This is a genomic window from Bacillus sp. JJ864 (genome assembly GCF_036963045.1).
In the GTDB taxonomy this organism is placed as follows: Bacteria; Bacillota; Bacilli; order Bacillales; family Bacillaceae_G; genus Bacillus_A; species Bacillus_A pseudomycoides_C.
This window is the reverse complement of sequence record NZ_JBALLY010000208.1, coordinates 1-11,562: the sequence shown is the minus strand read 5'-3', so window position 1 is coordinate 11,562 and position 11,562 is coordinate 1. Positions and strand designations below refer to the sequence as shown.

The 11,562-nt window shown below is 34.0% G+C and carries 12 protein-coding genes and 2 pseudogenes; 9 read left to right on the top strand and 5 right to left on the bottom strand.

Features of this window, described 5'->3' with window-relative positions:
* From V7024_RS23050 to V7024_RS23035, 4 genes and pseudogenes are all read left to right on the top strand, one after another.
* A pseudogene (locus V7024_RS23050) lies at positions 1–603 on the top strand (M3 family oligoendopeptidase); the annotation flags it as partial.
* Between the two features lie 30 nt (positions 604–633).
* A complete protein-coding gene (locus V7024_RS23045; protein ID WP_335524338.1) occupies positions 634–1,311 on the top strand; it encodes a M3 family metallopeptidase in 678 nt (225 codons plus the stop codon).
* 133 nt (positions 1,312–1,444) lie between these two features.
* Positions 1,445–1,669 (top strand): hypothetical protein, encoded by a 225-nt coding sequence (locus tag V7024_RS23040; RefSeq protein ID WP_335524337.1) that lies wholly within the window; start codon positions 1,445–1,447, stop codon positions 1,667–1,669.
* Between the two features lie 138 nt (positions 1,670–1,807).
* Positions 1,808–2,185 (top strand): enoyl-CoA hydratase, encoded by a 378-nt coding sequence (locus V7024_RS23035; protein ID WP_335524336.1) that lies wholly within the window; start codon positions 1,808–1,810, stop codon positions 2,183–2,185.
* Between the two features lie 177 nt (positions 2,186–2,362).
* Here V7024_RS23035 and V7024_RS23030 read toward each other — a convergent pair whose 3' ends face one another.
* The 4 genes from V7024_RS23030 to V7024_RS23015 all read right to left on the bottom strand — a co-directional run bounded on the left by V7024_RS23030 (position 2,363) and on the right by V7024_RS23015 (position 5,693).
* Positions 2,363–2,812: a GNAT family N-acetyltransferase gene (locus V7024_RS23030; RefSeq protein ID WP_335524334.1), complete on the bottom strand. Its 450-nt coding sequence runs from the start codon at positions 2,810–2,812 to the stop codon at positions 2,363–2,365.
* A gap of 83 nt (positions 2,813–2,895) precedes the next feature.
* Positions 2,896–3,339: an aminoacyl-tRNA deacylase gene (locus V7024_RS23025; RefSeq protein ID WP_335524339.1), complete on the bottom strand. Its 444-nt coding sequence runs from the start codon at positions 3,337–3,339 to the stop codon at positions 2,896–2,898.
* Between the two features lie 73 nt (positions 3,340–3,412).
* Positions 3,413–4,645, bottom strand: a complete 1,233-nt coding sequence (locus V7024_RS23020) for an MFS transporter (RefSeq protein ID WP_335524333.1) — start codon at positions 4,643–4,645, stop codon at positions 3,413–3,415.
* Positions 4,646–4,649: 4 nt separating this feature from the next.
* Positions 4,650–5,693 (bottom strand): ArsR/SmtB family transcription factor, encoded by a 1,044-nt coding sequence (locus tag V7024_RS23015; RefSeq protein ID WP_335524331.1) that lies wholly within the window; start codon positions 5,691–5,693, stop codon positions 4,650–4,652.
* A 225-nt stretch (positions 5,694–5,918) separates the two neighbouring features.
* Between V7024_RS23015 and V7024_RS23010 the strand changes: the two genes are divergently transcribed.
* From V7024_RS23010 to V7024_RS22995, 4 genes and pseudogenes are all read left to right on the top strand, one after another.
* Positions 5,919–8,123: a bacteriocin-associated integral membrane family protein gene (locus V7024_RS23010; RefSeq protein WP_335524329.1), complete on the top strand. Its 2,205-nt coding sequence runs from the start codon at positions 5,919–5,921 to the stop codon at positions 8,121–8,123.
* Between the two features lie 9 nt (positions 8,124–8,132).
* The gene (locus tag V7024_RS23005; RefSeq protein WP_335524328.1) at positions 8,133–8,771 is read left to right on the top strand and encodes an ABC transporter ATP-binding protein; all 639 of its coding nucleotides are present in this window, start codon (positions 8,133–8,135) and stop codon (positions 8,769–8,771) included.
* Between the two features lie 38 nt (positions 8,772–8,809).
* A complete protein-coding gene (locus tag V7024_RS23000) occupies positions 8,810–9,556 on the top strand; it encodes a Nif3-like dinuclear metal center hexameric protein (protein WP_335524327.1) in 747 nt (248 codons plus the stop codon).
* 27 nt (positions 9,557–9,583) lie between these two features.
* Positions 9,584–9,706, top strand: a pseudogene (locus V7024_RS22995) (NUDIX hydrolase); the annotation flags it as partial.
* A gap of 47 nt (positions 9,707–9,753) precedes the next feature.
* Here the strand turns inward: V7024_RS22995 and V7024_RS22990 are convergent.
* Entirely contained in the window at positions 9,754–10,476 is a 723-nt protein-coding gene (locus V7024_RS22990; protein WP_335524326.1) for an alpha/beta fold hydrolase, read from the bottom strand.
* 411 nt (positions 10,477–10,887) lie between these two features.
* On the opposite strand from V7024_RS22990, the gene iscB reads away from it, so the two are divergent.
* The coding region (iscB, locus tag V7024_RS22985) for an RNA-guided endonuclease IscB (protein WP_335524325.1) at positions 10,888–11,562 on the top strand (675 nt) is incomplete at its 3' end.

The window sequence follows — 11,562 nt, the reverse complement described above, 5'->3', positions numbered from 1 at the left end:
CTTTTTAGTCTAGCATCACATGCTTGGGGACAGTTTTATCATTCATTTGTTAGTAATATAAGAGTTAATGTTCAAATAAATGGGGGGCAAAACGAATTATCAGTAGGGCAAGCTCTCAATTTACGTTCTCATCCTAATGAAGAAGTTCGCAAAGAATCTTATAACGCTTTAGAAAATAAGTGGAAAGAAAACGAAGAACTATTTGCAAAAATATTAAATCATATCGCAGGATTCCGATTACAAGTATACAAAAAACGCGGCCTAGAGAATGTGTTAGAAGAACCTTTAATGAAAAACCGCATGAAAGAGGAAACGCTAAATGCGATGTGGTCTGTGGTTAGTAAATCAAAACGCCATTTTGCAAATTATTTAAATCAAAAAGCAAAAATGAATGGTGACGTAAAAATGAAATCATTTAATTTTTGGGCACCTGTAACAAGAAGTAATCAAAAAATAGAATATGAAGCTGCCGTTGATTTTATTTTAGAGCATTTCAGGGAATTTGGTACGGAATTAAAAGCTTTCTCTAGACGGGCTTTCAATGAAGGATGGGTAGAATCTGAAAATCGCTCTAATAAGTCGGCTGTTGCATTTTGTGCTTGATTTCCATTTTCGGGGGAATCAAGAGTCTTTATGACATTTGAAGGTACAATTACAAATGTATTAACGCTAGTTCATGAATTAGGTCATGCTTTTCATAACCATGCAATGAAGCAAGTCAATGGAGTGAATAAACGATATCCAATGAGTATTGCTGAAACTGCTTCAACATTTTCTGAGATGATTATCTTAAATGCTGCAATGGAAAAAGCTGAATCTACTGATGAAAAATTATTTTTACTTGATGAGAAATTAAAACGTAGTGTTATGAATTTCATGAATATTCATTCTAGGTTCGTGTTTGAAAAAAATTTTTACGAGGAACGTAAAGAGGGGATTGTTTCATCATCGCGTATAAATGAATTAATGCAAGAAGCAATAGAGATAGGATATGCTGGATCTCTTGATAATGCTTCAATCCGTTCGTGGATATGGACGCCGCATTATTATATGACACAATCTCCGTTCTATAATTTCCCATATACATTCGGGTACTTGTTTGCATTAAGTATATTTGCAAAAGCAAAAGAAAAAGGTAAAGAATTTGAAAAAGATTATTTAAACTTGCTTCGCGATTCAGGAAGCATGTCCACAGAAGATTTAGTTATGAAACATTTAGGAGAAGATATCACATCGGAAGCTTTTTGGGAAAAAGGAATTGAATTATGCATTAAAGATGTCGAAGAATTTATGAAATTAACTTCTTCATAAGGTAAATGGAGAAATAAATTTCTATTCATACAATGTAAGAGCTAATCAATTTTGCCGTATACATATAAACTCAAGAAATTCATTTCTACGATAATTCTATATAGTTGTACTATTAAGTTGGAGGTAAAAAACCTTGGCAAAGAAACGAATCGTATTTTTATGTTTAAGTTTTTCTGTTATTTTAGTAGTGTTTTTTTATACAAGAGGGTACAGTGGTGAATTTGTACAATGGAGTGACAGTGTAAATTCTGTTAATACAGATATTCTTGAAAGAAATAATATTCCATATAAAATAAAAGATAATAAAGTGTATATTCCTAAAGATGCCTTCGATAAGGCGATATGGTGTTGTTCTTAGGAGTGTAGATAAGTATTAATAAATGAACATTTATCATGTCTCTGTATATTAAATACAAGAATAATTTGATATTAGTTAATTGTGTATTCAAACAGTGAAATTAAGTGAATCATGAAATGTTTTTTAGGAGGGATATTGATGGGATTACAAGTAGGCGAAAAAATCACCTTTGAGCGAACATTTACGAAAGAAGATGTTGTTATATTTACGAAGGTGTCAAAGGATGAAGGGGTTCATCATGTGACACCGGATGAACAAGGGCGATTTGTTGTACAAGGACTTTTAACATCAACACTCCCTACAAAAGTTGGCGGTGATTATAATGTATTGGCTCGTAAGATGGATTTTGAATTCTTACGCCCAGTTTTTAGTGGTGATACGATCCGTTGTGATGTAATTATTGAACAATTTGAACTGGATGAAAAAAATCGTACAAAAATTACTGCGGCGTTTACATGTATGAATCAACTTGAAAAAGAAGTATTAAAAGGAAGTTTCTCAGGTATAATTCTTTAATCATTTATAAAAATATGTAGTATAGCTTATAACAGGATTGAAAAATCACATAAGATAGATGGGCAATTTTGTACTATAGCGACTTACAACATTAAGAATATTCCAGCCTTAAAAATCCCAATCCCTCAATGATATAAATGAGAAATTGGGATTTAATTCTTCAACAATTTTGCCCAATTATTGAAGAACATCCATTTTTCGCAAACGCTTTACAAATCTATAACCAGTTATTTCATAACCAAAGAATTTATACAGTTCGTGTGCCTTTACTCTTTTTTCACTTTTTCCACTTAGAAGATAAATAAAATCAGAGCCTCTTTTCAAAGACCATTCTTCTACATATTTAATCAATGCTTTCGCAATACCTTGACCGCGATATTCTTTCTTTGTAACTAGCGAGGTTATTTGGATCTTTTCATCGTTGTTTGTGTACGTTGTATGAATTGTTATTCCTATCATCCCTACTAAGTTTTTATCATTTATTGCAACAAAGGTGTAGTAATTTGGATTAGATTCGATACGTTCCATTCTTACTTTCATTTCATCTAATGAACTAGGATAACCTAAATCTGGCATTAAATCTGTTAATTGTATGATGTCGTCAGAATTATATTTTCTTATCTCCACTAAGGACCCCTCCACATTTTTTTCTCTAATTGTATCATTTTTAGTAGGACCTTTAATCCAAGTGAACTTCTTTAATCAATACCTTAATCGAGAAAAGCAACAACTTGATTTATTTTTTCTAACGCATTTGGGTCAATCTTCAACGTTGATGCTGCTTCGCCTGTACCTCCGTAAACAAATGGATAACACATAAGTCTTCTATCTATGATACAAGGCAATGAAAGGATTAAAGATACGCTGCCAACATTGTATCCAGTTATTTGCTTAACTTCTTGTGGGGTCGCCATTTTCAATTGATCGCATCCTAAAATTCTTGATACTTCTTGTAAATTTACACGTCCGCGACCTCCAGAAACAATTACCGCAAAAAAATCTTTTTCTGATTTGATCACTAATGTTGCGGCCGTTTGACCGATTTCAACTCCAAAATAATCTGCACCTTCTTGTGCGGTACGTATTTGTTTTTCGTGATGAATAATTTCAAATGGAACTTTATGTTCTAGCAAAGTCATTTTTAAATTATTCATTGGCAAGAATCCCCCTTAGTGTAAATTTATCTCCTAATAAAATTATAATAGACCTTTGATAACATAAAGAAAACTACGTGTTAGTAATGCTTTCTTTCTCCTCATCTAAAAAGGAAACGAAGGGAAGTAACATACTAAATAAAGCAGGAATCATAATAAAGCTACCGATCAGGATATACAAAAAACGGATGCCGGATATTTCAACAATTTGTCCTGCGAATAAAATACCTAAAGGAATAGTTGCTCGGATCAAGAAGAGTCGAACAGAAAATATTTGTCCCATCAGATGAGAAGGAACGATTTTTTGAAGAAGAGTCGTTTGGTGAATATTGAAAAACGGGAAACAAATACCTCCAAGAATTTCGCATAAAACAGCAAGAGGGAAGGATGTTACAAAGCCAAGTAAGAAAAAGGATAAACCGCCCATAAGTAGACCAGAGAGCATCATATATCTTCGCGGCCATGTATCTCCCCATTTTCCGACTAAGAAAGAACCGATTACATATCCGAAAGGGAAACTTCCCATGAACATACCATATGAAAACGATGTTTCGTTTAATTCTTCTATTATAAATGGAACATTAATTACCATCGTTACCCCGACGCTAAATTGAACTAAAGAAGTAAAGAATCCAAGCCATATAAGCGGACGTTGTTTGAAAAAATATTGATATCCAGAAATGATTTGTTTTAACCAAGTAACCTGTTTCCTAACGTTAGTAACGGAAGATTCATGAAGATAACCGAGGCTACAGGCACTTATAAGAAATAAAGCTCCTACCATTATGTAAGTAGATGAAGTTCCTATGTAAGCAATTAGGAGTCCTCCTAATGTAGGAGCTAGAAAGCTCATCGTCCGGACTGTACCGTCAAGCCAAGCATTTGCTCGTGTAAGTTTACCATGTTCGACAATTGTAGGAAGCAGGGATGATGCAGCTGGAATATAAAGGGGCTGCAAAATTCCGAGTACAACTTGAATAACGAACAAGCTCCATATCTCAATCTGACCTGAAAACATAAGAATAACAGGTAAGAAGAATACAATTCCTCTTAAAACTTGAGACCACATCATAATATATTTACGACTTATCCTGTCGATGAATGGGCCGATAAAAAGCTGAAGAATTAAAGACGGGATAAAATACGTTAACCATAGCGTCCCCATTGCCGATTTTGATCCGGTCAACTCATACAATAATAACGAATTACATAGAGCGCCTATCGCTCCTCCAAGTTCAGAAATAGTTTCCCCAAGCCATAAACATAAAAAAGAATGGTTCGTAAATACATGTTGATTTCCCTCCATTTTTTCACCTCTTTTCTAGAAATCGCTGTAATTTTTCCTGGAGAGAAGATAAATGATCAAGCTGTATATAATACCGAGAGCCTTTGCCATTAATGATGCGTGCTGCTCGAAGTAAAGACAAATGATGATGAAGAGTCGTTTTTGGAATTTTGAGCTGCTCGGTTAGCTCTTGAAGTGAGTGATCTCTTTCTGTTAGCAACTTAATAATTTTTAAGCGTGTTTCATCTCCAAGTGCCTTATAACTATGAACTAATGTAGAAGGCGGAGAATAAGGGTCTTCGATTACACTCACGTTATCGTCAGAAATCGGATAATAAAATACTTTTACCCCTGGTAAAGTCGTTTCAACATTCCAAGGCCGATACACGTACTGCGGAATAAGTATCACTTGATGAATGGAAGGCTCGGGTTGATACGTACTACCTGTTATATATTTTACAAGCTCTTCTGGATGATACGTTGATTGAAGCGCACGTTTTTGCTGGGCATCACGTTCAAGCATGCTCGTAAACTCGATATAATTAGGCTGCACTACTGTTTCATACCAACCTTCAGAGATGATTTTTAAATGTTGTTTTAGCAAGGAAGTATCAATAGATGAAAGATGTTTAATGTATGCTGGAAAGAATTTATGATGCTGACAAGCTTTTATAAGGGAAGTGATTGCTGCACTATCTTGCTGGTATGCTTTTCGCCGATTATCCTCGTGCTGCAAACCGATATAAGGCAAAGAATGCCAACGTAATTCCTCTTTAGTTAGTTCATCAAGAAAATGAAAGAAATTTTCAAGAGAATCAAAAGAACGAGAGTGAAGTAATTGCAGCAAAGCGAACCACGTGTTGTACTTATGTGTATACTGTAGTTCTTCGCGAACGGCTGCAGGCAATTTTCTCTCAATATCCTTCCAATACTCTATCGGCTTTTCAAAAGTATGGTGAAAATCATAATAAGTAAAAGCTGCAATACCTAGTCCCATTTCGAATAAAATCGAATGGTTAATTTGAACAGAATACGTTTCTCTTGTCGCATTTAAGTTCATTACTTTCATTGTTTAGTCCCCTTTTTTATTTTATTCTATATTTTTCGAATTTTATTTTCAATAATTTTCGAATTATTATGTGAAAGTTTAGTGAATTCTTTTATATTTGCTAGTTACTAATAGATTTCATTTTGAAATAAAAATAATGATTGAAAATAAAGGTATATAGACAATATCCTCCTTGGTATTTCCATTTTCATAAAAATATACTAAAATATGACAGGGGAGGGTGTTATGAAAAAAGTTGTTGTGGTTTTTCTTATTGTAGCGTCTATATTGTCAGGTTTTATTGCATTTCAACAAACGGATCATAAAGAATTTGAAAAAATAGAAAAGATAGAACAGAAGATAGGTAAAGAGTTTGTTATCCCAGATGTGCCGCCTTTTAGGAACCCTAGTGAAATTTATCCTATATTGCTCGAGGCAGCAAAGGAGTCACATACAAATATTTTTCGTACAAATGTTACTTATCATGAAGATGAAGAAGCAGAAATTTTGAAATATGTGTTATTGACAACGGAAACGGCATATTTCAAACAGATGCAGTTAAATAGTGGGGATGTGTTAAAGCCGAAAGACACATTCGAAGGTAATGCTTTTTTATCTACAGTTCATACGAAGGATACAAATCAAAAGGGAGTTATAAAGGACTTTGGTAATAATCATACGATTACAATTAAGCCACTTCAAACATCGTATGAGCATTTACCTATGGCAGGGCGCTATGTTGTAGAAGGAGTAGATGATAAATCATACGATGCCTTTTTAAAGCTTTTCTCTAAAAAGCTAAATCAGCATTTTAAGCCGAAACAGTATATTCCTGCTGATGATTTTAAACGTAATCTTAGCAAAAACGAAGATGCTTTTGGTTCACCGATCAATTTTCTATCCTACATTCAATATATAGTGTTTATCGTACTCCTATTTTTTCTTATTTATTATGTGTTTAATGAAGCGAAAAGAATTGGTGTTATAAAAATGCACGGTGTATCGAATATACGTTTATGGTTTATTGTTATAGGCAGAACTATTATTTGTATGTTTATTTTATCGTTATTCATTTCCGTACTTGCAGCTGCTTTCGTAAAAAATGTAACTTCAGGGTTTATATACACCATTGTGTTCGATCAATGTAAAACATATCTTATCATTACAGTATTATCTTTCGTTTCATATTTTTATATTTCTAAAATTAAAGTCAATCAAATTATTAAAAATAGAAAAGATACAAAAGGTATATTTGTATTAAATTCGCTATTGAAAGTTACTTGTTCTATTATATTTGTTTTATTAGGGGCGTCTATTTTAGAACAATATATTACAGTGAAAGAAAAACTAGAGAATTTAAAAAACTGGGAGAAAAACAAAGATTATGGTGTCTTTTATCCGCTTTCTGGTGGGAATGAAGAAGGTCAACAAGGGATGGATAAAACGGTGTCAATAATAAATGGAGAGCTTTATTCTATTTTAAATAAAATGGGAGCGGTGTTGATTGATTCTAAAGAATATGAAGAATTAGAGCTTAGTATAAGCAAAGATTCTAAAGGAATCCGATCAGTTACAGTGAATAATAATTACCTTCGCGAATTTCCGCTATATGACATACATAATCAGCGTGTGCAAGTTTCAGAAGATATGGAAAACTGGATTTTATTAGTACCGGAAAAATATCAGAATAGGGAAAAAGAAATTCTTCGTTATTTTGAAGAGCGTAGACAGCCAAAAATAGAATATGAAGAAAAAAGAATGCATAGAGAAGTTCCAAGTCATTTGCGCAATCGACAAATAGAAGTGATTTGGATAAAGAATGACCAAGAAGTCTTTAGTTTCAATCCAGATGTATATAAATCTGACCATAACAAGATTAGAGATGAAATCATTCAGGTTATGACAGAGAAAAATAGCTTTGTTGGAGAAAGAGACCTTATATTAGGCGGAGGGGCGAAGGATCCTTTAAAGATTAAGTTAATTGACAGAGATGCAGGATTAACTTATAAGGCTTTGGAGCCAGAACTTAAAAGGTTAGGACTAGATGATAATTTAAAATATCTTGTAACAGTTGATCAATATATTTTAAAAGATATATACGATCTGCAAAAAATAATGAAAATGCTATTGACGGTTACTAGTGGGCTAATTGTCGGCATATTATTTTTGGTCACACAAAATATGATTATATATTTCAATAAAAATCAGCAGAAAATAGTAGTGCATCGCTTATTCGGTGTAAGTTTTTTTAGAACGTATAGAGGATACATGTTGTTATTTGTATTAACGTGGGTCGTACAACTATTAATTTGCTTCATCGTAAAAAAAGAGTTTGATATAAAATTTCTTGCGGTGGTGGCTATGCTTATATTAATTGAATTTACCGCGTCTATTATCGCATTAATCAGTATGGAACGAAGAAATAAAACAACGGTGATAAAGGGAGGTTAATATAAACGAATGCAATATATATGTGAACTGATAGATGTTAGTAAAAGTTATGGAAATCATACGATTTTAGATGAGTTCAATTTAAAAATTTGTGAAGGGGAAATGGTTGCGATTACTGGAAAAAGCGGATCTGGTAAAACAACGATTCTTAATATTATGGGAATGCTTGAAAATCCAGATAGCGGAGTCGTTAAATTGTTTGGTGAAGAGAGTCCTAGTATGGGTTCTAGTAAAGCAAATAAGCTTCTAAGAACGAGAATGTCGTATCTATTTCAAAATTATGCACTCATCGATAATGATACGGTAAATAAAAATTTAGAAATTCCTTTGATTTATGCGAAAAAAACAAAGAAGGAAAAGAAAGAACTAAAAACAGTCGTCTTAGAAAAAGTTGGGCTGAACGTATCATTACAGCAAAAAATACACGAGCTTTCAGGTGGAGAACAACAAAGGGTCGCCATAGCAAGGATACTTCTAAAACCTTGCGAGTTAATATTGGCCGACGAACCAACGGGCTCTTTAGATGATAATAATAGAAATGAAATTATACAAATTTTAAAAAATCTAAATAAAGAGGGAAAGACAATTGTAATTGTCACGCATGATCCATATGTAGCACAAGTATGCGATAGAGTCATAGAATTATAATTTTTGCGGAAATGAGATTATTAAGGGGAGAGGAAAATATGCATATAGAACAATTCAACCAACACATTGAAGAACTATTTGGAGAACATTTACGTAAGTACGGCGATCAGTTTGGGATCACAAACGTAAGCAACGAACATTTTCATAAGATTGGTTATGCTACAAATTTAACGCTTGAGACAATTGAAGAAGCAAAGAAAGAAAATGTAGATATGATGATTACACATCATGATGCATGGGAGTTTCTATACGGAATGGAGGAAGCTTGTCTAACTAAATTGAAAGAATATAACATCAATCACTTTTGGGTACATTCACCGTTAGATTTCGTTGAATTCGGAACTTGTACTTCGTTATTTCATACAATCGAAATCGATGAAATGATAACGTATTCTTCTTGTGACGATGAAGAATTACCTGGCGTTGGTGAATATACAAATCCAATTCCATTTGCAGAGCTTGTAGAAAGAGTCGAGAATAAACTCGGTGAAAAGGTGAAGGCGTGGAAAAATAATGATAAGGAAGTCAAACGAGTTGGTATTATAACTGGAGCAGGTCATTCAACTGATCATATTCAAGCAGCGCTGGACAGTGGTTGCGATACATACATTACAGGAGAAAAGACGTTATATACAGTTCAGTATGCACAGTTTAAGAGGATTAATCTTATCGTAGGCAGTCATACATTTACAGAAATATTCGGAGTGGAAAGTTTAGTGAAAAGATTGCGGGAGTTTGATAAGTCTTTGGAGATTGTAAGGTTGTATGAAGGGCATTTTGAATAATTGCCTATAGTAAGGGGAAATGAATTGATGACAACAATTTATGCCAATTACGGTTCCGAAACAGTAAAGTTAACATGGAAGAAAGGGAGTGAACTACCGCCCAGGGAACTCATTACAAGCGTTCACGGATTTTGTTTTTGTAATAAGGAAAATAGATGAATAATAGAAAAAGCATGGTATTTCTAGCCATGCTTTTTCTATTTTTCGAGAATGCTCCTCTGTATAAAATCTTCGACGATAATATTAAAGAGATTAGGAGCATCGTGATGAACTAGATGACCAGCCTTAGGAACGACGGCTTTTTCAATAAAAGTAGAATTGTTGAAATGTGAAAATAAATATTTTGTATCAAATTCAGCCTTTGCTCCAACGATTAATAGAGTAGGTATTTCTATCTCTTCTAATTGCTGAATTTGCTCAAAAGGATACCAGTTACTATGAAAACTAATTTCAAGGAGTGCTTTCCAATTATTTTTCATATGAAGTTGATTAAAATAGTGTATAGTATTTGGTTCCCTTATTAATGATTGTAACCGTTGTGCGTTCTCTTTGTTTAATTTCTCCCATTCTGCTGGTTTTTCTAACATAATACCTGCAAGAGTACAGGAAGAAATGTTTTGTTGGTTAAGTTGTAACATTTGAACAGCAATAAGAGCACCTGAAGAGACACCGACAATATTGAATGTTGCTAAGTTGAGATGTTCAGTTAATTCTAGTACATCTAGTGCAGCGACTTTTAAATAATCAGTAAAGTCTTCAGAATATGAATGCCCTTGACCTCGTAAATCAGGAACAATAACCCGAAAATGTCTACTGAAATATTCAATTTGATTTTGAAAGCTTGTCTGTCCTGTTTCTAGACCTGGATGCAAAAAAATAACAGGGTCTCCTTTTCCGTATTCTTCAAAGTACAATTGCATATAACCACCTCTATTGTATAGAATATATATATTATAATGTATTTTCTGAATTTTATGTATTATGTAGTGTGCTTTAATGTGGAAAGAGAGAGTCATATGAACAGTATAAAGTAGAACTACGATTTTCTGAGGTATTCAATATTAATTCCTCTGTCAATTACCCACCACTTAAACGCTAACACGTTTTGAAGTGGGGGCTTGAAAAAAGCCCTGGTTGTCTAGCTTCAGTCTTTCATGGACTACGTTCGTAGGTTGCATACCCAAGAATGATTCCCTAGTTCTTGGCTCTATGGTGGCTCTGTAACAGTTCTGATTGGGAAGGAACGGTCAACCACAAGCCTCCTTTTATAGGAAGTTGCCAACACCTACAAACATTAGCGAAGGGAAACAAACTCTTAGGAGGGACAAAACATGTGTGTGTTTGTCAAAAATTTAAGGGGAGAACCGCTCATGCCTTGCAGTCATCGCAAAGCGCGTCTTCTTCTTAAACAAGGAAAAGCAAAGATTCTTGGATATACTCCGTTTACAATTCAATTACAATATGCTACAGGTGAAGCGGTACAACCTGTCACAATTGGTGTTGACAGCGGAGCAAAGCATATCGGCATTGCGATTAGCACTGAAGACAAGGTGCTAGCAAAAGGAACTATTGAATTGCGTCAAGACGTCAAAGAAAGCCTTACACTAAGAGCTACATTACGCAGAGGTAGAAGACAACGAAAAACAAGATATCGAAAAGCACGTTTTCTCAATCGAAAAAAGAAAGAAGGATGGTTGCCGCCATCGATTCAAAGTAGAGTGGATAACCAAATTCATTGGATTGAAACATTCAAGTCATTGTTACCTTCGCCAAAAGTGATTGTCGAAGTAGGGAAATTTGATGCACAAAAGCTAAAAAATCCCGATATACAAGGAATCGGATACCAACAAGGAGATGCTTTTGGCTTTTGGAATACGAGATATTATATATTCGCAAGAGACAATTACATCTGTCAAATTTGTAAGAAGAAAGGTGGTATCTTGCATACGCATCATATTATCGAACGCTGCAATGGTGGTTCAGATACGGCAGATAATCTTGTAACA

Excerpts from the sequence above, each read along its gene's own strand:
- V7024_RS23045 (WP_335524338.1), top strand. The coding sequence starts at position 634 with ATGACATTTGAAGGTACAATTACAAATGTATTAACGCTAGTTCATGAA.
- V7024_RS23000 (WP_335524327.1), top strand. The coding sequence starts at position 8,810 with ATGCATATAGAACAATTCAACCAACACATTGAAGAACTATTTGGAGAA.
- V7024_RS23020 (WP_335524333.1), bottom strand. The coding sequence starts at position 4,645 with ATGGAGGGAAATCAACATGTATTTACGAACCATTCTTTTTTATGTTTA.
- V7024_RS22990 (WP_335524326.1), bottom strand. The coding sequence starts at position 10,476 with ATGCAATTGTACTTTGAAGAATACGGAAAAGGAGACCCTGTTATTTTT.
- V7024_RS23010 (WP_335524329.1), top strand. The coding sequence starts at position 5,919 with ATGAAAAAAGTTGTTGTGGTTTTTCTTATTGTAGCGTCTATATTGTCA.
- V7024_RS23015 (WP_335524331.1), bottom strand. The coding sequence starts at position 5,693 with ATGAAAGTAATGAACTTAAATGCGACAAGAGAAACGTATTCTGTTCAA.
- V7024_RS23035 (WP_335524336.1), top strand. The coding sequence starts at position 1,808 with ATGGGATTACAAGTAGGCGAAAAAATCACCTTTGAGCGAACATTTACG.
- V7024_RS23025 (WP_335524339.1), bottom strand. The coding sequence starts at position 3,339 with ATGAATAATTTAAAAATGACTTTGCTAGAACATAAAGTTCCATTTGAA.
- V7024_RS23005 (WP_335524328.1), top strand. The coding sequence starts at position 8,133 with ATGCAATATATATGTGAACTGATAGATGTTAGTAAAAGTTATGGAAAT.